Genomic DNA, 19,330 nt, shown 5'->3' with positions numbered 1-19,330 from the left:
CTGTCGGCTGAGGGCCAGGGAGAGAACAGACATGGCCATTCGCAACTACAAGCCGACGACCCCGGGTCGTCGCGGCTCGTCGGGCGCCGACTTCGCCGAGATCACCCGGTCGACGCCCGAGAAGTCGCTGCTGCGGCCCCTGCCCAAGACGGGCGGCCGCAACAACGCCGGCCGGATCACCACCCGCCACATCGGCGGCGGCCACAAGCGCCAGTACCGCGTGATCGACTTCAAGCGCAACGACAAGGACGGCGTCGACGCCAAGGTCGCGCACATCGAGTACGACCCGAACCGCACGGCGCGCATCGCGCTGCTGCACTACGTGGACGGCACGAAGCGCTACATCATCGCTCCCGACAAGCTCAAGCAGGGCGACATCGTGGAGTCGGGCGCAGGCGCCGACATCAAGCCGGGCAACAACCTGCCGCTGCGCAACATCCCGACGGGTACCGTCGTGCACGCCATCGAGCTGAAGCCGGGCGGCGGCGCCAAGATCGCGCGCTCTGCCGGCGCATCCGTCCGCCTCGTGGCGAAGGACGGCCCGTACGCCCAGCTGCGCATGCCCTCCGGCGAGATCCGCAACGTGGATGCCCGCTGCCGCGCCACGATCGGCGAGGTCGGCAACGCCGAGCAGTCGAACATCAACTGGGGCAAGGCCGGCCGAATGCGCTGGAAGGGCGTGCGCCCGACCGTCCGCGGTGTCGCGATGAACCCGATCGACCACCCGCACGGTGGTGGTGAGGGCAAGACCTCGGGTGGTCGCCACCCGGTCAGCCCGTGGGGCCAGAAGGAAGGCCGCACGCGTCATCCGAACAAGGAAAGCGACAAGCTGATCGTCCGCCGCCGCACCGCTGGCAAGAAGCGCAAGTAGGAGTTAGTAGAAGATGCCTCGCAGTCTCAAGAAGGGCCCCTTCGTCGACGAGCACCTGCTTACCAAGGTGGTCCGCGCGAACGAGTCCGGCAGCAAGAACGTCATCAAGACGTGGTCGCGTCGCTCGATGATCGTGCCGGCCATGCTCGGCCACACGATCGCCGTGCACGACGGTCGCAAGCACATCCCGGTCTTCGTCACGGAGACGATGGTCGGCCACAAGCTCGGGGAGTTCGCCCCGACCCGCACCTTCCGCGGACACGTGAAGGACGACAAGAAGGGTCGTCGCCGCTGACGCGGTGACCAGAGGAGGAGAAAGAAATGGTGGAGTCGATCGCACGCGTGCGACACATCCGCGTTACGCCTCAGAAGGCTCGTCGCGTCGTCAATCTGATCCGCGGCAAGCAGGCGCAGGAGGCCCTGGCCATCCTGAAGTTCGCCCCGCAGGGTGCGAGCGAGCCGGTCTACAAGCTCGTGGCATCCGCGATCGCGAATGCCAGGGTCAAGGCCGATGCCTCGAACCAGTATCTGGACGAGCGCGACCTCTACGTGAGCCGCGCCTTCGTCGACGAGGGCACGACGCTCAAGCGTTTCCAGCCCCGCGCACAGGGCCGCGCGTTCCGCATCAACAAGCGCACGAGCCACATCACCGTTGTGCTGGCCACACCTGACGAGGGGACGAAGTAATGGGTCAGAAGGTCAACCCCTACGGCTTCCGTCTGGGAATCACCACGGACCACGTGTCCCGCTGGTTCTCCGACTCGACGAAGCCCGGTCAGCGTTACGCCGACTACATCGCCGAGGACGTCAAGATCCGCAAGCTGCTCCAGACGCAGCTCGACCGGGCAGGCGTCTCGCGCATCGAGATCGAGCGCACCCGTGACCGCGTGCGTGTGGACATCCACACCGCCCGTCCCGGCATCGTGATCGGTCGCCGCGGCGCAGAGGCCGAGCGCATCCGCTCCGACCTCGAGAAGCTCACCGGCAAGCAGATCCAGCTCAACATCCTCGAGGTGAAGAACCCCGAGGTGGATGCCCAGCTCGTCGCTCAGGGCATCGCCGAGCAGCTCTCCGCTCGTGTGGCGTTCCGCCGCGCGATGCGCAAGGGCCTGCAGGGTGCCCAGCGCGCCGGCGCCAAGGGCGTGCGCATCCAGGTCTCCGGCCGCCTCGGCGGCGCCGAGATGAGCCGTTCGGAGTTCTACCGCGAGGGCCGTGTGCCGCTGCACACGCTGCGCGCGAACATCGACTACGGGTTCTACGAGGCCAAGACCACCTTCGGCCGCATCGGCGTGAAGGTCTGGATCTACAAGGGCGACATCACCAACAAGGAACTCGCTCGCGAGCAGGCTGCCGCCAAGTCCGGCCGCCCGGACCGCAGCGACCGTCCGCGCCGTGCGCCCCGCGCTCAGGCCGAGGCCCCCGCGGCAGAAGGAGCCAGTGCATAACCATGTTGATTCCCCGCAGAGTCAAGCACCGCAAGCAGCACCACCCCGGCCGTAGCGGCCAGGCCACAGGTGGCACGACGGTGACCTTCGGCGAGTTCGGCATCCAGGCCCTGACGCCCGCCTACGTGACCAACCGTCAGATCGAGTCAGCTCGTATCGCCATGACGCGTCACATCAAGCGTGGCGGCAAGGTGTGGATCAACATCTACCCCGACCGTCCGCTCACGAAGAAGCCGGCCGAGACCCGTATGGGTTCCGGTAAGGGCTCGCCCGAGTGGTGGGTCGCGAACGTCAAGCCGGGTCGCGTGCTGTTCGAGGTGGCTGGCGTCAACGAGACGCTGGCCCGCGAGGCACTGACCCGTGCCATCCACAAGCTGCCCCTCAAGGCACGCATCATCAAGCGCGAGGAGGGCGACGCGTAATGGCGATCGGATCCAAGGAGCTCGCTCCCGTCGAGCTCGACACCTTCGACGACGAGAAGCTCGTCGATGAACTGAAGAAGGCCAAGGAAGAGCTGTTCAACCTGTGCTTCCAGTCGGCGACCGGCCAGCTCGAGAGCCACGGCCGCCTGCGCGCCGTCAAGCGCGACATCGCTCGCATCTACACGGTCATCCGTGAGCGCGAGCTCGGCATCCGCGCGACGCCGGCACCGGTCGAGGTTCCCGCCAAGGCCACGAAGAAGACCAGTAAGAAGGCCGCAGCCGCTGAGGCTGAGACCGAGACGAAGGAGGAGGCGGAGTAATGGCTGCCACCAACGCCAAGACCGCCGACGCCACGACGGCCGAGACCTCTGCGGGCCACGAGCACGCTGCGCACGACGTCAAGGAGGCCGGCGCCCGCGGATACCGCAAGTCGCGCCGCGGCTACGTCGTCAGCGACAAGATGGACAAGACCATCGTCGTCGAGGTCGAAGACCGCGTGAAGCACGCGCTGTACGGCAAGGTCATCCGTCGCACCACCAAGGTGAAGGCGCACGACGAGCTGAACACGGCGGGCGTTGGCGACCTGGTCGTCATCAACGAGACCCGTCCGACCAGCGCCACGAAGCGCTGGCGCCTGGTCGAGATCCTCGAGAAGGCCAAGTAGGCCTTCCGGCTTGCTTGTGACAAGGAGTAAGAAGTGCTTCAGCAGGAATCACGCCTGAAGGTCGCCGACAACACCGGCGCAAAGGAACTGCTCACGATTCGCGTTCTCGGTGGCTCGCAGCGTCGTTACGCCGGCCTCGGCGACACCATCGTCGCGACGGTGAAGGACGCCATCCCCGGCGGCAACGTGAAGAAGGGCGACGTCGTCAAGGCGGTCATCGTTCGCACCAAGAAGAACACGCGCCGCTCCGACGGCTCGTACATCAAGTTCGATGAGAACGCCGCAGTGATCTTGAAGAACGACGGTGACCCCCGCGGCACCCGCATCTTCGGACCGGTCGGTCGCGAGCTGCGCGACAAGAAGTTCATGAAGATCATCTCGCTGGCACCGGAGGTGATCTAGTCCATGGCGAACATCAAGAAGGGCGACCTGGTGCAGGTCATCTCGGGTCCGAGCCAGGCCCGCGGCGGAGACCGCGGCAAGCAGGGCAAGGTCATCGAGGTGCTCGTCGACCAGGATCGCGTCGTGGTCGAGGGCATCAACTACGTCACGAAGCACGTGAAGGTCGGCCAGACCCAGCGCGGCTCCAAGACCGGAGGTCTCGAGACGCACGAGGCGCCCATCCACGTGTCGAACGTGGCGCTCGTCGACCCGGAGACCAAGAAGCCGACCCGCGTCGGCTTCCGCGAGGAGAAGGTGACGAAGGACGGCGTGACCAAGACCGTTCGCGTCCGCTACGCCAAGAAGTCAGGTAAGGACCTGTAATGACCGACACCGCAACTGCCGCGCCGGCTGGCAAGATCCAGCCGCGCCTCAAGCAGAAGTACAAGACCGAGATCGCTGCCCAGCTCAAGGAGCAGTTCGGCTACGGCAACGTGCACGAGGTGCCCGGGCTGACGAAGATCGTCGTCAACACGGGTGTCGGCGACGCCGCCCGCGACGGCAAGATCATCGACGGTGCGGTCGCCGACCTCACCAGGATCACCGGTCAGAAGCCGCAGGTCACGAAGGCCCGCAAGTCCATCGCGCAGTTCAAGCTGCGCGAGGGTCAGCCGATCGGCGCGCACGTCACGCTGCGCGGCGACCGCGCCTGGGAGTTCCTGGACCGCCTGCTCACGCTGGCGCTGCCGCGCATCCGCGACTTCCGCGGTCTCTCCGACCGCCAGTTCGACGGTCACGGCAACTACACGTTCGGCGTGCAGGAGCAGTCGATCTTCCACGAGATCGACCAGGACAGGATCGACCGGGTCCGCGGCTTCGACATCACCGTCGTCACCACAGCCAAGACGGATGACGAGGGTCGCGCGCTGCTCAAGGCGCTCGGCTTCCCGTTCAAGTCGAACGACTGACACAACTGAACACAGCCACCCCTCGCTGGGCTTGGCCGGTCGGGCACAGCCCGTCCGGGACCTGCGTCGCTGCGACGGACCATCGGACCGTCGCTCCAGGCTCCAGCGTCCATCTACGGTCGGTTCCCTTGTAAAGGGCCCCGATACCGGATGAACGAAGGACGAACTCCATGACCATGACAGATCCGGTCGCAGACATGCTGACCAGACTGCGCAACGCGAACTCGGCGTACCACGACACCGTGTCGATGCCGAGCTCGAAGCTGAAGGCGCACATCGCCGAAATCCTCAAGAACGAGGGCTACATCTCCGACTGGAAGGTCACCGACGCGCGTGTCGGCCAGACCCTCACGCTGGACCTCAAGTTCGGCCCGAACCGCGAGCGGTCCATCGCGGGCATCAAGCGCGTCTCCAAGCCGGGACTGCGTGTGTACGCGAAGTCGACCGAGCTGCCTCGCGTGCTCGGCGGCCTTGGCGTCGCCATCCTGTCCACCTCCTCCGGTCTGCTCACCGACCGCGAGGCCGAGAAGAAGGGCGTCGGCGGGGAAGTCCTCGCCTACGTGTGGTAGCAAGATGTCCCGAATCGGAAGACTCCCCATCGACATCCCCGCAGGCGTCGACGTCAAGGTCGACGGGCAGGATGTGACCGTCAAGGGCCCGAAGGGCGAGCTCTCGCTCACGGTGGCCCAGCCCATCCAGGTGAAACTCGAGGACAACCAGGTTCTCGTGACGCGTCCGGATGACGAGCGCGACTCGCGCTCGCTGCACGGCCTCACGCGCACGCTCATCAACAACCAGATCATCGGTGTGACGCAGGGCTACTCGAAGGGCCTCGAGATCGTCGGCACGGGTTACCGCGTCGCGCAGAAGGGCTCGGCTGTCGAGTTCGCGCTCGGCTTCTCGCACCCGGTCACGGTCGAGGCGCCTGCCGGCATCACGCTGACCGTCGAGGGCAACAACAGGCTCACGGTCGCTGGCATCGACAAGCAGGCCGTCGGCGAGGCGGCAGCGAACATCCGCAAGATTAAGAAGCCGGAACCGTACAAGGGCAAGGGCATCCGCTACGCAGGCGAGGTCGTCCGTCGCAAGGCCGGAAAGGCTGGAAAGTAAGCATGAGTGTCAAGAGCAAGTCCGCGGCACGCGACCGCCGGCACGCGCGCCTTCGCAAGAAGGTCGTCGGCACCGATGTGCGGCCCCGTCTGGTCGTGACCCGCTCGGCGCGTCACGTCTTCGTGCAGGTCGTCGACGACTCGAAGGGGCACACGCTGGCCTCGGCGTCGACGCTCGAGGCGGATCTGCGCGCGTTCGACGGTGACAAGACCGCCAAGGCCCGCAGGGTCGGCGAGCTGGTCGCCGAGCGCGCCAAGCAGGCCGGCATCGACGAGGTCGTGTTCGACCGAGGCGGCAACAAGTACGCAGGCCGGGTCGCGGCGATCGCCGACGGCGCCCGGGAAGGTGGGCTGAGCCTGTGAGCGACAACGAGAACAAGAAGGAGCAGGACGTGGCCGCAGATCAGACTGCTGCAGAGCAGACGACTGCCGAGAAGCCCGTCGAGACGGCGGCAGGCACGGACACGACCAGCCGTGACGCCCGTGAGGGTCGTCGTGGCGGTCGGGACCGCAACCAGGGCCGCGACCGCGGCAGCCGGGATGCCGACAAGAGCCAGTTCCTCGAGCGCGTCGTGACGATCAACCGCGTCTCGAAGGTGGTCAAGGGTGGTCGCCGGTTCAGCTTCACCGCGCTCGTCGTGGTGGGCGACGGCAACGGCCTGGTGGGCGTCGGATACGGCAAGGCCCGCGAGGTGCCGCTGGCGATCTCGAAGGGCGTCGAGGAGGCGAAGAAGAACTTCTTCCGCGTCCCCCGCGTCGGCAACACGATCCCGCACCCCGTGCAGGGCGAGGCGGCCGCCGGTGTGGTGCTGCTGCGTCCGGCCGGCGCCGGTACCGGTGTCATCGCCGGTGGTCCGGTGCGTGCCGTGCTGGAGTGCGCAGGCATCCACGACGTTCTGAGCAAGTCGCTCGGATCGTCCAACACCATCAACATCGTGCACGCGACCGTCGAGGCGCTGCAGCAGCTCGAGGAGCCTCGCGCCGTTGCCGCCCGCCGGGGGCTCGACTTCGACGAGGTCGCTCCCGCTCGTCTGCTGCGTGCAGAGGCACAGGCGGCCGAGGCCGCCCGAACCGCGAAGGCTGGTGCGTAATGGCGCAGCTCAAGGTGACCCAGATCAAGTCCAAAGTGAGTGAGAAGCAGAACCAGCGCGACACGTTGCGCAGCCTGGGTCTGAAGCGCATCGGCGACGTCGTGGTTCGCGAGGACACCCCGCAGAACCGCGGCTACGTCAAGACCGTCGCTCACCTGGTGAAGGTTGAGGAGATCGACTAATGGCTGACGAGAAGAAGACCCCGGCCGAGGCCGAGGCCACACCCGCCAAGAAGACCTCGGCGAAGAAGCCCGCCGCCAAGGCGAGCGCCGCCTCGAAGCCGGCCGAGAAGACGAGTGCGGCCAAGGACGACAGCAAGTCGACCGCGACCACCTCGTCCGCCAAGGCTGGCAAGAAGGACACCGCCGACGCCGTCACGCGTCCGCAGGTGCTCAAGGTGCACCACCTGCGCCCGGCTGCAGGCGCCAAGAAGGACCGCACCCGCGTCGGACGCGGCGAGGGCTCGAAGGGCAAGACGGCCGGCCGCGGCACCAAGGGAACGAAGGCGCGCTACCAGGTGCGTCCCGGCTTCCAGGGTGGCCAGCTGCCGTTCCACATGCGTTCGCCGAAGCTGCGCGGGTTCAAGAACCCGTTCCGCGTCGAGTACCAGGTCGTCAACCTGGAGAAGCTTGCCGAGTTGTACCCGGCCGGCGGCGACGTCACCGTGAGCGACCTGGTCGCCAAGGGCGCCGTGCGCAAGAACGAGAAGGTCAAGGTGCTCGGCAGCGGCGACATCGCCGTGAAGCTGAACGTGGAGGTCGACAAGGTCTCCGGCTCCGCCGAGCAGAAGATCGTCGCCGCCGGAGGCTCCGTCAAGTAGCCCTCCGCAGCAGGCGGTGATCGCCGGATGCCGAGCATCCGGATTCACCCCGTAAAGTAGTCGGGTCGGGTGGCCGCCGAGGCCGCCCGGCCCGATTCCTTACCGGAAAGCAGGAACTCACTTGTTCAACGCCATCGGGCGGATTCTCCGCACCCCGGATCTTCGACGGAAGATCGGCTTCACGCTGGGGATCATCGCGCTGTTCCGCCTGGGTTCGTTCATCCCGGCCCCGTTCGTCGACTTCAGCAACGTCCAGGCGTGTCTGTCGGCCAACCAGGGCACGACCGGTCTGTACGAGCTCGTGAACCTGTTCAGCGGCGGCGCGCTGCTGAAGCTGTCCATCTTCGCGCTGGGCATCATGCCGTACATCACGGCGTCGATCATCGTGCAGCTGCTGAGGGTGGTCATCCCGCACTTCGAGGCGCTGTACAAAGAGGGTCAGGCCGGCCAGTCCAGGCTGACCCAGTACACCCGCTACCTCACCATCGCGCTCGGCGTTCTGCAGTCCACCACGCTCATCACGGTGGCGCGCAGCGGCGCCCTCTTCGGCTCCAATAGCACATCGCAGTGCTCGCAGCTGGTCACGGATGACTCGTGGTACGCCGTGCTGCTGATGGTCATCACCATGACCGCAGGCACCGGCCTCATCATGTGGATGGGCGAGCTGGTGACCGAGAAGGGCATCGGCAACGGCATGTCGCTGCTGATCTTCACCTCGATCGCCGCGCAGTTCCCCACCTCGCTCTGGGCCGTGCAGCAGACCTCGGGCTTCGAGATCTTCCTCGTCGTGATCGTGATCGGCCTCTTCATCGTGGGAGCCGTGGTGTTCGTCGAGCAGTCGCAGCGGCGCATCCCTGTGCAGTACGCGAAACGCATGGTTGGGCGTCGCACGTACGGCGGCAACAACACCTACATCCCGATCAAGGTGAACATGGCGGGTGTCATCCCGGTCATCTTCGCCTCCAGCCTGCTGTACCTGCCGGCGCTGATCGCGCAGTTCAACCAGCCTGCACCGGGCAAGGCGCCTGCGCCGTGGGTCACGTGGGTGACGAACTACCTCACCAAGGGCGATCATCCGCTGTACATGCTGCTGTACGCGCTGCTCATCATCGGCTTCACGTACTTCTACGTCGCGATCACCTTCAATCCGGAGGAGGTCGCGGACAACATGAAGAAGTACGGCGGCTTCATCCCCGGCATCCGCGCCGGCCGCCCGACCGCCGAATACCTCGACTACGTGCTGACGCGCATCACGCTGCCCGGGTCGATCTACCTGGCGATCGTGGCGCTCATCCCGCTGGTGGCGTTCTCGCTGCTCGGCACCAGCCAGAACTTCATGTTCGGCGGCACCTCGATCCTGATCATCGTGGGTGTCGGGCTCGAGACGGTCAAGCAGATCGACTCGCAACTGCAGCAGAGGCACTACGAAGGGTTGCTCCGTTGACCGTGTCGAACGAAGAGTCCAACCGGGAACGAGGAGCTCGCCTTCTCATCGTCGGCCCGCCCGGATCGGGCAAGGGCACTCAGGCGACGTTCATCGCCGACGCGTTCGGCGTGCCCGCGATCTCCACGGGCGACATCTTCCGGCACCACATCACGAACCAGACCGAGCTCGGCGTGCGGGTGAAGGCGATCGTGGATGCGGGCGACTACGTTCCCGACGACCTGACGAACGAGCTCGTCGCCGATCGTCTCTCGGAGCCGGATGCCGCGAAGGGCTTCCTGCTCGACGGCTACCCGCGCACGCTCGACCAGGTGCGGTTCCTCGATGAGCTGCTGGCATCCGACGGCAAGCTGGAAGCCGTCATCCGTCTCACGGCCGACCAGGACGAGCTGGTGCGCCGGCTCACCCATAGGGCGCACGAGCAGGGTCGCGCGGACGACACCGAAGACGCCATCCGCCACAGGCAGAACGTCTACGCGAAGCAGACCGCTCCCATCCTCGACGTGTACCGCGAACGCGGTCTGCTCGTCGAGGTGGACGGCATCGGCAGCGTCGACGAGGTGGCTGCGCGCATCCGTGAGGCTCTCGCGTCGCGCGGCATCGGCGTCGTCGGCGACACCGCGGCGGCCTGAGGCGCCGTGCCAGGTCTTCGGCGATCCATCTACAAGTCGCCCGCCCAGCTCAGGCTCATGCTCGCGCCCGGCCTGGCGACGGCCGACAGCCTCGACGCCGTGCGCTCGGCCGTGCGGCCCGGTGTGACGACTCTCGAACTGGATGCCGTCGCCGAGCGCGCCATTCGGGCCCGCGGTGGCAGCTCGAACTTCAAGCTGGAGCCAGGTTACCGGCACACGATCTGCGCCTCGGTCGACGACGAGGTCGTGCACGGCATCCCGGGGGAGCGGGTGCTGCGGCCTGGCGACATCCTCTCCATCGACTCCGGCGCCATCCTCGACGGCTGGAACGGCGATGCGGCCTTCACGATGGTGCTCGACGACCCTGAGCGGCCCGACCTCGTGGCGGAGCGCCGCGCGCTCAGCGACGTCACCGAGCAGTCGCTGTGGCACGGCATCGCGGCGCTGGCAAGCGCATCGCACCTCAACGAGGTGGGTGAGGCGATCGAGTCGTACATCCTCTCGCGCGGCGAGTACGGCATCCTCACCGACTACATCGGCCACGGCATCGGACGCCGCATGCACGAGGCGCCCCCGGTGTTCAACTACGGCGTGCGGCAGAAGGGTCCCGAGGTGCGTCCGGGGCTCGCCGTGGCCATCGAGCCCATGGTCGTGACGGGGTCGGCCGACACGTACGTGCGCGACGACGGCTGGACCGTCGCGACGGAGGACGGTTCGTCCGCCGCGCACTGGGAGCACTCGGTCGCCGTGCACAAAGACGGCATCTGGGTGCTCACGGCGCACGACGGCGGGGCGGCGGGGCTGAAGCCGTTCGGCATCACGCCCGTGCGTCCGGCCTAGCGACCGGCGCTTTCCGACGTGTCGCTCTAGGCTCGGTCACGTGCCTGTCTTCATGATCGACGTCCTGCCGGAGGATGCGCCCGCCGCCAGCATCGAGTCCTCAGTGCATCGGGTGGACGGCCAGACGCCGACGCTCGATGTGCGCGACCTCGGTGCGGCGCGCGGCGACGGCGTCTTCGAGACGCTCGGCGTCGTCGGCGGCCGTCCACAGGCACTGGATGCCCACCTGGCGCGGCTGGCCAACTCCGCTTCGCTGCTCGATCTGCCTGTGCCCAACGACGCGCAGTGGCGGCACGCGATCACCGTGGCCGCCGCCTCGCTGCCCGCCGACCGCCAGGGTGGGCTCAAGGTGGTGCTGACCCGCGGGGCGGAAGGCGGCAGCAGACCGACCGGCTGGATCGTCGCGACACCTGCCGACGGCGACTTCGCCGAACGTGAGACCGGCATCTCGGTCGTCACGCTCGACCGCGGATACTCCAGCGACGTCGCCCAGCGAGCGCCGTGGCTGCTCGCGGGTGCGAAGACGCTGTCCTACGCCGTGAACATGGCCGCGTTGCGCGAAGCGAGGCGCCGCGGCGCCGACGACGTGATCTTCCTCACGTCGGACGGCTTCGTGATGGAGGCTCCCACCTCGACCGTGATCCTGCGCCTCGGAGACAGGATCGTGACGCCGCGCACCGACATCGGCATCCTTCCCGGCACGAGCCAGCTGAGCGTGTTCGAGTTCGCGGCCGATCAGGGGTTGCGGACGGAGGAGGCGCTCGTGCCCGCATCCGACCTCACGCGAGCGGATGCGTTGTGGCTCGTCTCCAGCGTGCGGCTCGCGGTTCCCGTCACCTCCGTCGACGGTGCCGACGTTCCCGTCGATCTCGAGCTGACTCGCGCCATGAACGCGGCGCTGCTCGCCCGCCGCAACTGAGCGGCAGCCGGTCGGCGGTGCCCGATGCAGCACCCAACAGCGGCGGAAGCGGGGAATCATACGCCGCACGCGCGCGTTGCACTAGAGGCCACGCGGCATCCGAGTGGCGAACTCGTCCGGCATCGCCTACGATGGATCTTTGGTGTCTTGCACCTGTTTCGTGGTGTGTGCCCGAGGGTATCCCGAGGGCGTATCCGGACACCATCCATCCACCGCACGACCGGCACTGCAGTGCCTGAAGCGATAGTGAGGCTATGGCCAAAAAAGACGGCGTAATCGAGATCGAGGGATCTGTGATCGAGGCGCTGCCCAACGCGATGTTCCGCGTCGAGCTCACCAACGGTCACAAGGTGCTCGCCCATATCTCGGGCAAGATGCGTCAGCACTACATCCGCATCCTCCCTGAGGACCGCGTGATCGTGGAGCTGAGCCCCTACGACCTCACCCGTGGCCGCATCGTCTACCGCTACAAGTAGTCAGTCACCGGAAAGTAACGGCCCACGACACCGTGCGCGGAGCATCCGCGCGTCGTGGCGCACGAGGACAGCGATAAGGAATCACTCATGAAGGTCAAGCCCTCCGTCAAGCCCATCTGCGAGCACTGCCGCGTCATCCGACGCAACGGCCGCGTGATGGTGATCTGCTCCAGCAACCCGCGCCACAAGCAGCGGCAGGGTTGAGCCCTGCCGCTGCTTGTGGCGCTTGCGCGGCAGCGCTTTTCGTTTGAGATCGTAAGCGATCTCAAAGGGCAGCGCCTCGTTGCAACACGGCAGCAGCAGAGCAAACGGCTTCCGGATGCCAGACATCCGGCGACACAACTTCACATCGCGAAGAACTGCAGCATCAGAAACCGCGCAAGCGGTGGACACCTCGGGTTGGAGGCCCGGGCACCGATGCTGCTCCACACCTCCACCTGATCAACAGGAGTAGCCGCACATGGCACGTCTAGCAGGCGTCGACATCCCGCGCGAGAAGCGCGTTGAGGTCTCGCTCACCTACATCTACGGCATCGGCCGCACTCGCGCGCTCGAGACGCTGAAGGCCACCGGGATCTCCGGGGACATCCGCGTGAAGGACCTCACCGACGAGCAGCTCGTCGCCCTTCGCGATCACATCGAGGGCAACTTCAAGGTGGAGGGCGACCTCCGCCGCGAGGTTGCGGCCGACATCCGCCGCAAGGTCGAGATCGGCTCGTACCAGGGCCTGCGCCACCGTCGCGGCCTGCCCGTGCGCGGCCAGCGCACCAAGACCAACGCGCGCACCCGCAAGGGACCGAAGCGCACCGTCGCCGGCAAGAAGAAGGCCCGCTAGGCCAGGGCCAGCGCTTCGAGATCTCAGGAGTAGGAAAACATGGCAGCACCCAAGACGGCAGCTCGCAAGCCGCGCAAGAAGGAAAAGAAGAACATCGCCGTGGGCCAGGCCCACATCAAGTCGACGTTCAACAACACGATCGTCTCGATCACCGACACCAACGGCGCCGTGATCAGCTGGGCCTCCTCGGGCGGCGTCGGCTTCAAGGGCTCCCGCAAGTCGACCCCGTTCGCGGCTCAGCTCGCCGCCGAGTCGGCGGCGCGTCAGGCGCAGGAGCACGGCATGAAGAAGGTCGACGTCTTCGTGAAGGGTCCTGGCTCCGGCCGCGAGACCGCCATCCGTTCGCTTCAGGCCGCGGGCCTCGAGGTGGGCTCGATCAACGATGTGACGCCGCAGGCGCACAACGGTTGCCGCCCGCCCAAGCGTCGTCGCGTCTAGTTCTCTCTCACCGCGTCCGGGGCCCGAGACGGGCCCCGCCGCTGGGGTCGCGGCGGAGGCCGTCCACGCCTCCGCTTCCAGCTCCACCGCGCAACTCAATACCTGATGAAGAGCAAGCGTCATATAGCGGACGCTTAGCCGAAAGGAATCAATAGTGCTCATCGCACAGCGCCCCACGCTCACCGAGGAGAACATCTCGGAGTTCCGCTCGCGGTTCGTGATCGAGCCCCTCGAGCCGGGCTTCGGATACACGCTCGGGAACTCGCTCCGCCGCACGCTGCTGTCGTCCATCCCGGGCGCCGCGGTCACCAGCATCCGCATCGACGGCGTGCTGCACGAGTTCACGACCATCCCGGGCGTGAAGGAGGATGTCACCGAGATCATCCTCAACATCAAGGGTCTCGTCGTCTCCAGCGAGCACGACGAGCCGATCACCGCCTACCTGCGCAAGACGGGCGCGGGCGAGGTCACGGCCGCCGACATCTCGGCGCCGGCGGGTGTCGAGATCCACAACCCCGAGCTCGTGATCGCGACCCTGAACGAGAGCGCCCGCTTCGAGGTCGAGCTGACCATCGAGCGCGGCCGTGGCTACGTCTCGGCGCAGCAGAACCGCAACGAGTACAGCGAGGCGGGCCAGATCCCGATCGACTCGATCTACTCTCCGGTGCTCAAGGTCACCTACCGCGTGGAGGCCACGCGTGCCGGTGAGCGCACCGACTTCGACCGCCTCGTCGTCGACGTCGAGACCAAGCCCGCGATCAGCCCCCGGGATGCCATCGCGTCGGCCGGCCGCACGCTCACCGAGCTGTTCGGCCTGGCGCGCGAACTCAACTCGCAGGCCGAGGGCATCGAGATCGGCCCGGCGCCAGTTGACGCCGTGCTCAGCTCGGAGCTGTCCATGCCGATCGAGGACCTCGAGCTTTCGGTGCGTTCGTACAACTGCCTCAAGCGCGAGGGCATCAACAACGTCAGCGAACTGGTCTCGCTCTCCGAGACGCAGCTCATGAACATCCGCAACTTCGGTCAGAAGTCGGTGGATGAGGTCAAGGACAAGCTGACGGAGATGGGCCTGTCGCTCAAGGACTCGGTTCCCGGGTTCGACGGCACCCACTTCTACAGCGCAGGCGACGACGAATACCGCTGATCCAGCGGCAGGCGACGCCACCCATCCGAACTGACACCGGCCGTGCAACGGCCTGAGAACGAAAGACACAACAATGCCTAAGCCGACCAAGGGTCCCCGTCTCGGAGGCGGCCCTGCACACGAGCGGCTCCTGCTCGCGAACCTGGCCTCCGCGCTGTTCACGCACAAGCGCATCACGACGACCGAGACCAAGGCGAAGCGTCTTCGCCCGCTCGCCGAGCGTCTGATCACGTTCGCGAAGCGCGGAGACCTCCACGCTCGCCGCCGTGTGCTCGGCGTCATCCGCGACAAGGGCGTGGTGTACGAGCTGTTCGACGTGATCGCGCCGCAGGTGGCCGACCGCGAGGGCGGATACACGCGCATCACGAAGATCGGTCCCCGCAAGGGCGACAACGCGCCCATGGCCGTCATCGAGCTCGTGCTCGAGCCCGTGACCCCGAAGCGCAAGGCACCGGCCGCCCCGCCGTCGCCTGCCGCACGCGAGGCCGCGAAGGCCGAGGCGGCCGAGGCGGCGACCAAGGATGCCGACGCCGTCGAGGCAGAGCAGGCCCCGGAGAGCGAACCGGCCGCGGAGACCACGTCTGAGAGCAGGTCGGAGAAGAAGGCCGAAGCTGCTGCAGAGGTCGAGGCCGCCGAAGAGGCTGCGGAGGCCGTCGAGGCCAGCGACACCGACGACGAGAGCATCGACGCCGGCGAGGACGACAAGTAACACCTAGCGCACGACGGAACCCCCTGCATTCGATGGATGCCGGGGGTTCCGTCATTTAGCGGTCATCGGCCGTCAGTTCGCGTGGCCCGTCGTGGCGTCTCCGCCTCGTCTCCCTCCCGTCTCCGCCTCCGTCCCGTCTCCGCGTCCGTCTCCGCGTCCGGCCCCGTCCACGGTTCTGCCCACCGCCCGCAGTCCTGTGCCGGTCGACACCGACGCGCGTTCCGCCCGGCCCCTAGACTGACCGGGTGGTCGAGGGGAGCGGCGAGGGAAGCGTCGAAGGCGGGCCGCACGCGGCGACGACGCGCATCCGCCTCGGCATCGCGTACGACGGCACGGGCTTCAGCGGCTGGAGCAGGCAGCCGGGACTCCGAACCGTGCAGGGCGTGCTCGAGGAGGCGCTGCACACGCTCTTCCGGAGGCACGAGCCGGCACCGACGCTGACGGTGGCCGGACGCACCGACGCGGGCGTGCACGCGCTCGGACAGGTCGCCCATCTCGACCTCACGCCCGACCAGGTCGATGCGCTCCTGCGGCCGCGTAAGCCGCGGAACGCTGCGGACGACGCGGATGCCGCCGCCGCGCTGCGCAGACGGCTCACGGGCATCCTCGGCACGGCCGACTCCGACGTCGTCGTCACCTCCGCCGCCCTCGCGGAGCCGGGCTTCGACGCCCGCTTCTCGGCCAGCTGGCGGCGGTACGAGTACCGCATCGCCGACGCCGTGACTCCGCGGAACCCGCTGCTGCGGGCGAGCACGCTCTGGTATCCGGCTCGCCTCGACGTCGACGCGATGGATGCCGCGGCCGGCACGCTGCTCGGCCTGCACGACTTCGCGGCGTACTGCAAGCCGCGAGAGGGTGCCACGACCATCCGCACCCTGCAGGAGTTCCGCTGGCGCAGGCACGGCGACGGAGTGATCGTCGCGAGCGTGCAGGCCGACGCGTTCTGTCACAGCATGGTTCGGGCTCTCGTGGGGGCGTGCGTCGCTGTCGGAGAGGGTCGGCTGCCTGCAGAGGACCTCGTGCTGCTGCGCGACGTCGGCACGCGCACGAGCGCGTTCAAGGTGATGCCGGCGAAGGGGCTCACGCTCATGGAGGTGGGGTACCCGCACGGCTCGGAGCTCGCCGCCCGCGCCGAGCAGACGCGCGCGAGGCGCATCCTCTGACCCCAGGCGCGTCGGCCGGTGAGCGCGCAGCTGCGTCATCGCGGCCGGTGAGTGTGCGGCGACGTCCTCTCCTCGGGGGCGAATGTGCGGCGACCGGTCCCCTTGCTGTCGACCGGTCCGGCCGTTGACGCGGATGAGCGGACCGCTGGGCAACGAGCGGACCCGTCGGCGGCGGAGAGGCCTGCGGCGTGCGCGACACCGGGATGCCCCGGGGGTGCGACGCGGGCGCGCCTCACACCGCGTCGTCGGCGGCGCGGGCGAGCACCACGTCGACCGCCTCGCGGCGGCCCGGGCCGGGCAGCACGGCGGATGTCGCGTTCCTGGCGAGCCTCAGCGGTGTTCCGACAACCAGGGCGAGGTAACCCGCGAGGCTGCGGTCGTGCTCCCCGAACGCCCGCTTGCGTTCCCATGCGCACCGCAGCGGGCCGCCCCTGCTCACCCGCACGGCGGCCCGTTCCGGAAGCCGGGACGTCTCCCGGAGCGTGAGCAGCATGTCCAGCTGATCGGACCAGTCATCGTCGCCCGCGTCGTGGAAGTAGTTGTCCTCGCGCCATGACGGCACGACGTGCTTGAACCGCGCCGCGATCAGGTCGCGCGAGGTGCCGAGCAGGCCGCTTCCCATGAATACCTCGTTGATGAGCTTGCCGCTCACGCCGAAGTCCGCGAGCACGAGCGACGGCACGCCGTGCGCGATCGCCTCCAGGGTGGCGGTCGAGCTCACCGTGACGAAACCGATCGCGCGCTCGAGCTGGTCCATCATGGAGCCGCCCTCGACGACGAGGTTCGACGGCGCATCCTGCGGAACCAGGTCGGCGTACGGATGCTTCTCGCTGTGCGTCTGCCCCTCGCCGTTCCTGGCCCGGATCTTGACGACGACGCGCACGTCAGGGTGCGCGGATGCCGTCTCGGCCAGCCAGCCCATGAGCATCCGCCGCGCCTCGAGGCCCGCTGGCACCGTTGGCTGCGCCGCGAACACGATGCTGTCGCGCCTGTGCCCGGAACGTATGCCGCCTGCGGCATGCAAGAAGGGGAGGGTGGCCAGCCCGAAGCGGTGCGTCATGTCGTGCGATGCCGCCAGCGCGCGATACTCGCGGATCTCCCGGTGGCTGTGCAGCACGAACAGGTCGGCCCTGGCCCGCAGGAACAGGCCCTTCCACTTGGCGGGAGTGGAGATGCCGGGGAGCCCCGTCACGATGACGGGCCGCCGGGGGACCTTGCGGATGATGGCGTCGATGAGCACTTCGGCGATCGGTCCGCGCGTGGCGACGAGCACGGCATCCGGCCGGTGCCGTCGGATGTGATCCACGACCTGCTGGTGCGAGAGCCGCTGAACGGGCCTGCCGCCCGTGCTCGCGTGTCTGATGGCCGTCGACAGCTGGACGTCGCTGGCAGTCGCCGCCGTGTTCACGGCGACGAGTGACGTCTCCCACCCGTCGGGCAGCGCGGCCAGCAGGCTCGCGCCCCACTTGGCGAACGAGTCCGAGTCGACGATGCCGAGCATCCTTCGGGTCACAGCTCAGGCCTCCACCCTGCGCAGCTTCGCGAGCGGCGCGAGCTCACCGGGGAAGACGCGCTTGACGCCGTCGCCCATCGCCTCCTCGATCACCCGGATGTCGCGCACCAGGTGGCGGAGCCCCTCCGGTTCCAGCGACGCCGCGTGGTCGCTTCCCCACATCGTGCGGTCGAGCGTGATGTGGCGCTCGACCGCGACCGCGCCGAGCGCGACGGCGGCCAGTGAGATCTGGAGCCCTGGCTCGTGTCCGGAATAGCCGATCGGCACACCCGGGTAGCGATCGCGAAGGGTGCTGATCATCCTCAGGTTCGCCTCGGCGGCCGGCAGAGGGTAGGTGGAGGTCGCGTGCAGCACGATCAGCGGTGAGCCGTCGAGCGCCGTGACCGCGCGGTCGATCTGGTCGAGGGTCGACATGCCGGTCGAGAGGATCACGGGCTTGCCCGTCGCGTGGATCGCTTCGAGCAGCTCGAGGTCGGTCACCGAGGCCGAGGCGACCTTGAACGCGCACACGTTGAGGTCTTCCAGGAAGGCGACCGAGGGCGTATCCCACGGCGAAGCGAACCAGTCGAGACCGCGAAGGGTGGCGTGGTCGCCGAGCTCGATGTACTGCTCGCGGTCGAACTCCACGCGGTACCGGTACTCGAGGTAGGTCATCTCGCCCCACGGCGTCTGCCGCAGCGTGCTCTTCATGTGCTCGGGAGTGGAGATGGCCGGGGTGCGTTTCTGGAACTTGACGGCCTGGGCGCCGGCATCCGCCGCCACGTCGATGAGCCGCTTGGCGAGCTCGACGTCGCCGTTGTGATTCAGGCCGATCTCGCCGATCACGTAGACCGGCATCCCCTCGCCGAGGTGCCGGGTGCCGATGCGCACGGTGTTGTCGTGGATGGTCATGCGTTCGCTTTCTGCTGGAGCGTGTGCTGCAGGATGAGTTCGGCCAGCTCCCGCACGGCGCCGGCCCCGCCTCGCGCGGACAGCACTCTGCGGGCCGCGCCGATCGCCTCGGGGTGCGCGTCGCGCACCACGAACGGCCAGCCGACGGCGCACAGCGCCTCGAGGTCGTTCACGTCGTTGCCGAGGTATGCGACGTTCTCCAGTCGCACGCCAGCCTCGGCAGCCCACTCGGTCAACGCCGTCCGTTTGTCGTCGACCCCGTGCAGCACGGGAACGCCGAGTTTGGCGGCGCGCGCGGCCACGACGGCGTTCGGCTCGGTGGAGAGGATGAGCACCGGGATCCCCGCTTCCCGCAACAGCCGGACGCCCAGCCCGTCCCTGCGGTTGACCGTGACGGATTCGACGCCGTTCTGGTCCACGACCACCGTGTCGTCGGTGTGCACGCCGTCGAAGTCCGTGACGACCGCCTCGATCCGGCCAAGGCCGGCGTCGTCGTCCAGCGCGGAGACATCGTCGTTCAGCGCTGACGCGAGCTCTTCATCGAGTTCTGCGCCG

General features: G+C 67.7%; 30 protein-coding genes. 27 read left to right on the top strand and 3 right to left on the bottom strand.

The window, feature by feature from the left end:
• Positions 1–31: 31 nt before the first annotated feature.
• From rplB to truA, 27 genes are all read left to right on the top strand, one after another.
• Positions 32–871 (top strand): 50S ribosomal protein L2, encoded by an 840-nt coding sequence (gene rplB / locus VHB92_RS16665; RefSeq protein WP_325454889.1) that lies wholly within the window; start codon positions 32–34, stop codon positions 869–871.
• A gap of 13 nt (positions 872–884) precedes the next feature.
• The gene (gene rpsS, locus VHB92_RS16660) at positions 885–1,166 is read left to right on the top strand and encodes a 30S ribosomal protein S19 (protein WP_022900930.1); all 282 of its coding nucleotides are present in this window, start codon (positions 885–887) and stop codon (positions 1,164–1,166) included.
• A gap of 26 nt (positions 1,167–1,192) precedes the next feature.
• Positions 1,193–1,558 carry a 50S ribosomal protein L22 gene (gene rplV / locus VHB92_RS16655; RefSeq protein WP_325454887.1) on the top strand — a complete coding sequence of 122 codons (366 nt, stop codon included), beginning with the start codon at positions 1,193–1,195 and terminating at the stop codon, positions 1,556–1,558.
• Positions 1,558–2,316, top strand: coding sequence for a 30S ribosomal protein S3 (gene rpsC / locus VHB92_RS16650; RefSeq protein WP_325454886.1), 759 nt, complete (start codon positions 1,558–1,560; stop codon positions 2,314–2,316). Before rplV ends, rpsC begins: the two co-directional genes overlap by 1 nt.
• A gap of 2 nt (positions 2,317–2,318) precedes the next feature.
• Positions 2,319–2,738 carry a 50S ribosomal protein L16 gene (gene rplP / locus VHB92_RS16645; RefSeq protein ID WP_325454885.1) on the top strand — a complete coding sequence of 140 codons (420 nt, stop codon included), beginning with the start codon at positions 2,319–2,321 and terminating at the stop codon, positions 2,736–2,738.
• The gene (rpmC, locus tag VHB92_RS16640) at positions 2,738–3,058 is read left to right on the top strand and encodes a 50S ribosomal protein L29 (RefSeq protein WP_325454884.1); all 321 of its coding nucleotides are present in this window, start codon (positions 2,738–2,740) and stop codon (positions 3,056–3,058) included. The genes rplP and rpmC overlap by 1 nt, the downstream gene beginning before the upstream one ends.
• Entirely contained in the window at positions 3,058–3,402 is a 345-nt protein-coding gene (gene rpsQ / locus VHB92_RS16635) for a 30S ribosomal protein S17 (RefSeq protein WP_325454883.1), read from the top strand. The genes rpmC and rpsQ overlap by 1 nt, the downstream gene beginning before the upstream one ends.
• Before the next feature lie 33 nt (positions 3,403–3,435).
• A complete protein-coding gene (gene rplN, locus VHB92_RS16630; protein ID WP_325454882.1) occupies positions 3,436–3,804 on the top strand; it encodes a 50S ribosomal protein L14 in 369 nt (122 codons plus the stop codon).
• Positions 3,805–3,807: 3 nt separating this feature from the next.
• Positions 3,808–4,167, top strand: a complete 360-nt coding sequence (gene rplX, locus VHB92_RS16625) for a 50S ribosomal protein L24 (RefSeq protein ID WP_325454881.1) — start codon at positions 3,808–3,810, stop codon at positions 4,165–4,167.
• The gene (gene rplE / locus VHB92_RS16620) at positions 4,167–4,751 is read left to right on the top strand and encodes a 50S ribosomal protein L5 (protein ID WP_325454880.1); all 585 of its coding nucleotides are present in this window, start codon (positions 4,167–4,169) and stop codon (positions 4,749–4,751) included. Before rplX ends, rplE begins: the two co-directional genes overlap by 1 nt.
• Positions 4,752–4,921: 170 nt before the next feature.
• Positions 4,922–5,320 carry a 30S ribosomal protein S8 gene (gene rpsH / locus VHB92_RS16615; RefSeq protein ID WP_325454879.1) on the top strand — a complete coding sequence of 133 codons (399 nt, stop codon included), beginning with the start codon at positions 4,922–4,924 and terminating at the stop codon, positions 5,318–5,320.
• 4 nt (positions 5,321–5,324) lie between these two features.
• Complete coding sequence (gene rplF / locus VHB92_RS16610; protein ID WP_325454878.1) at positions 5,325–5,861, top strand: 50S ribosomal protein L6; 537 nt, start codon at positions 5,325–5,327, stop codon at positions 5,859–5,861.
• 2 nt (positions 5,862–5,863) lie between these two features.
• Positions 5,864–6,223, top strand: a complete 360-nt coding sequence (gene rplR / locus VHB92_RS16605) for a 50S ribosomal protein L18 (protein WP_325454877.1) — start codon at positions 5,864–5,866, stop codon at positions 6,221–6,223.
• The gene (gene rpsE / locus VHB92_RS16600) at positions 6,220–6,951 is read left to right on the top strand and encodes a 30S ribosomal protein S5 (RefSeq protein ID WP_325454876.1); all 732 of its coding nucleotides are present in this window, start codon (positions 6,220–6,222) and stop codon (positions 6,949–6,951) included. The genes rplR and rpsE overlap by 4 nt, the downstream gene beginning before the upstream one ends.
• The gene (gene rpmD / locus VHB92_RS16595) at positions 6,951–7,133 is read left to right on the top strand and encodes a 50S ribosomal protein L30 (RefSeq protein WP_210416002.1); all 183 of its coding nucleotides are present in this window, start codon (positions 6,951–6,953) and stop codon (positions 7,131–7,133) included. The genes rpsE and rpmD overlap by 1 nt, the downstream gene beginning before the upstream one ends.
• Positions 7,133–7,771 carry a 50S ribosomal protein L15 gene (gene rplO, locus VHB92_RS16590; protein ID WP_325454875.1) on the top strand — a complete coding sequence of 213 codons (639 nt, stop codon included), beginning with the start codon at positions 7,133–7,135 and terminating at the stop codon, positions 7,769–7,771. Before rpmD ends, rplO begins: the two co-directional genes overlap by 1 nt.
• A 121-nt stretch (positions 7,772–7,892) precedes the next feature.
• Positions 7,893–9,215, top strand: coding sequence for a preprotein translocase subunit SecY (gene secY, locus VHB92_RS16585; protein WP_325454874.1), 1,323 nt, complete (start codon positions 7,893–7,895; stop codon positions 9,213–9,215).
• A 2-nt stretch (positions 9,216–9,217) separates the two neighbouring features.
• Positions 9,218–9,847, top strand: a complete 630-nt coding sequence (locus tag VHB92_RS16580; RefSeq protein ID WP_325454888.1) for an adenylate kinase — start codon at positions 9,218–9,220, stop codon at positions 9,845–9,847.
• A gap of 6 nt (positions 9,848–9,853) precedes the next feature.
• On the top strand, positions 9,854–10,687 hold the full coding sequence (map, locus tag VHB92_RS16575) for a type I methionyl aminopeptidase (RefSeq protein ID WP_325454873.1): 834 nt from the start codon (positions 9,854–9,856) through the stop codon (positions 10,685–10,687).
• Positions 10,688–10,727: 40 nt separating this feature from the next.
• Positions 10,728–11,606: an aminodeoxychorismate lyase gene (locus VHB92_RS16570; protein WP_325454872.1), complete on the top strand. Its 879-nt coding sequence runs from the start codon at positions 10,728–10,730 to the stop codon at positions 11,604–11,606.
• A gap of 254 nt (positions 11,607–11,860) precedes the next feature.
• Positions 11,861–12,082, top strand: a complete 222-nt coding sequence (gene infA / locus VHB92_RS16565) for a translation initiation factor IF-1 (protein WP_011186713.1) — start codon at positions 11,861–11,863, stop codon at positions 12,080–12,082.
• 87 nt (positions 12,083–12,169) lie between these two features.
• Positions 12,170–12,286 (top strand): 50S ribosomal protein L36, encoded by a 117-nt coding sequence (gene rpmJ / locus VHB92_RS16560; protein ID WP_146320319.1) that lies wholly within the window; start codon positions 12,170–12,172, stop codon positions 12,284–12,286.
• Between the two features lie 256 nt (positions 12,287–12,542).
• Positions 12,543–12,917: a 30S ribosomal protein S13 gene (rpsM, locus tag VHB92_RS16555; RefSeq protein WP_325454871.1), complete on the top strand. Its 375-nt coding sequence runs from the start codon at positions 12,543–12,545 to the stop codon at positions 12,915–12,917.
• A gap of 39 nt (positions 12,918–12,956) precedes the next feature.
• Complete coding sequence (rpsK, locus tag VHB92_RS16550) at positions 12,957–13,355, top strand: 30S ribosomal protein S11 (protein WP_170024924.1); 399 nt, start codon at positions 12,957–12,959, stop codon at positions 13,353–13,355.
• 154 nt (positions 13,356–13,509) lie between these two features.
• Positions 13,510–14,499 (top strand): DNA-directed RNA polymerase subunit alpha, encoded by a 990-nt coding sequence (locus tag VHB92_RS16545; protein ID WP_325454870.1) that lies wholly within the window; start codon positions 13,510–13,512, stop codon positions 14,497–14,499.
• A 73-nt stretch (positions 14,500–14,572) separates the two neighbouring features.
• A complete protein-coding gene (gene rplQ, locus VHB92_RS16540) occupies positions 14,573–15,208 on the top strand; it encodes a 50S ribosomal protein L17 (RefSeq protein WP_325454869.1) in 636 nt (211 codons plus the stop codon).
• 245 nt (positions 15,209–15,453) lie between these two features.
• Positions 15,454–16,371, top strand: coding sequence for a tRNA pseudouridine(38-40) synthase TruA (truA, locus tag VHB92_RS16535; RefSeq protein WP_325454868.1), 918 nt, complete (start codon positions 15,454–15,456; stop codon positions 16,369–16,371).
• A gap of 232 nt (positions 16,372–16,603) precedes the next feature.
• Here truA and VHB92_RS16530 read toward each other — a convergent pair whose 3' ends face one another.
• The 3 genes from VHB92_RS16530 to VHB92_RS16520 all read right to left on the bottom strand — a co-directional run.
• Positions 16,604–17,884, bottom strand: coding sequence for a DUF6716 putative glycosyltransferase (locus VHB92_RS16530; protein WP_325454867.1), 1,281 nt, complete (start codon positions 17,882–17,884; stop codon positions 16,604–16,606).
• Between the two features lie 3 nt (positions 17,885–17,887).
• Positions 17,888–18,775 (bottom strand): N-acetylneuraminate synthase family protein, encoded by an 888-nt coding sequence (locus VHB92_RS16525; RefSeq protein WP_325454866.1) that lies wholly within the window; start codon positions 18,773–18,775, stop codon positions 17,888–17,890.
• Positions 18,772–19,330 (bottom strand): KdsC family phosphatase (locus VHB92_RS16520; RefSeq protein WP_325454865.1); only part of this gene is annotated, 559 nt, incomplete at its 5' end. The genes VHB92_RS16520 and VHB92_RS16525, both read right to left, overlap by 4 nt.

Origin of the sequence: Humibacter sp. (assembly GCF_035547335.1) — a bacterium.
GTDB lineage: Bacteria > Actinomycetota > Actinomycetes > Actinomycetales > Microbacteriaceae > Humibacter.
Note: the sequence above shows the minus strand (reverse complement) of the source record. Positions and strands in the feature narration are given on the sequence as shown.

Excerpts from the sequence above, each read along its gene's own strand:
- rplB (WP_325454889.1), top strand. The coding sequence starts at position 32 with ATGGCCATTCGCAACTACAAGCCGACGACCCCGGGTCGTCGCGGCTCG.
- rpsS (WP_022900930.1), top strand. The coding sequence starts at position 885 with ATGCCTCGCAGTCTCAAGAAGGGCCCCTTCGTCGACGAGCACCTGCTT.
- rplV (WP_325454887.1), top strand. The coding sequence starts at position 1,193 with ATGGTGGAGTCGATCGCACGCGTGCGACACATCCGCGTTACGCCTCAG.
- rpsC (WP_325454886.1), top strand. The coding sequence starts at position 1,558 with ATGGGTCAGAAGGTCAACCCCTACGGCTTCCGTCTGGGAATCACCACG.
- rplP (WP_325454885.1), top strand. The coding sequence starts at position 2,319 with ATGTTGATTCCCCGCAGAGTCAAGCACCGCAAGCAGCACCACCCCGGC.
- rpmC (WP_325454884.1), top strand. The coding sequence starts at position 2,738 with ATGGCGATCGGATCCAAGGAGCTCGCTCCCGTCGAGCTCGACACCTTC.
- rpsQ (WP_325454883.1), top strand. The coding sequence starts at position 3,058 with ATGGCTGCCACCAACGCCAAGACCGCCGACGCCACGACGGCCGAGACC.
- rplX (WP_325454881.1), top strand. The coding sequence starts at position 3,808 with ATGGCGAACATCAAGAAGGGCGACCTGGTGCAGGTCATCTCGGGTCCG.
- rplE (WP_325454880.1), top strand. The coding sequence starts at position 4,167 with ATGACCGACACCGCAACTGCCGCGCCGGCTGGCAAGATCCAGCCGCGC.
- rpsH (WP_325454879.1), top strand. The coding sequence starts at position 4,922 with ATGACCATGACAGATCCGGTCGCAGACATGCTGACCAGACTGCGCAAC.
- rplF (WP_325454878.1), top strand. The coding sequence starts at position 5,325 with ATGTCCCGAATCGGAAGACTCCCCATCGACATCCCCGCAGGCGTCGAC.
- rplR (WP_325454877.1), top strand. The coding sequence starts at position 5,864 with ATGAGTGTCAAGAGCAAGTCCGCGGCACGCGACCGCCGGCACGCGCGC.
- rpmD (WP_210416002.1), top strand. The coding sequence starts at position 6,951 with ATGGCGCAGCTCAAGGTGACCCAGATCAAGTCCAAAGTGAGTGAGAAG.
- rplO (WP_325454875.1), top strand. The coding sequence starts at position 7,133 with ATGGCTGACGAGAAGAAGACCCCGGCCGAGGCCGAGGCCACACCCGCC.
- infA (WP_011186713.1), top strand. The coding sequence starts at position 11,861 with ATGGCCAAAAAAGACGGCGTAATCGAGATCGAGGGATCTGTGATCGAG.
- rpmJ (WP_146320319.1), top strand. The coding sequence starts at position 12,170 with ATGAAGGTCAAGCCCTCCGTCAAGCCCATCTGCGAGCACTGCCGCGTC.
- rpsM (WP_325454871.1), top strand. The coding sequence starts at position 12,543 with ATGGCACGTCTAGCAGGCGTCGACATCCCGCGCGAGAAGCGCGTTGAG.
- rpsK (WP_170024924.1), top strand. The coding sequence starts at position 12,957 with ATGGCAGCACCCAAGACGGCAGCTCGCAAGCCGCGCAAGAAGGAAAAG.
- rplQ (WP_325454869.1), top strand. The coding sequence starts at position 14,573 with ATGCCTAAGCCGACCAAGGGTCCCCGTCTCGGAGGCGGCCCTGCACAC.
- VHB92_RS16525 (WP_325454866.1), bottom strand. The coding sequence starts at position 18,775 with ATGACCATCCACGACAACACCGTGCGCATCGGCACCCGGCACCTCGGC.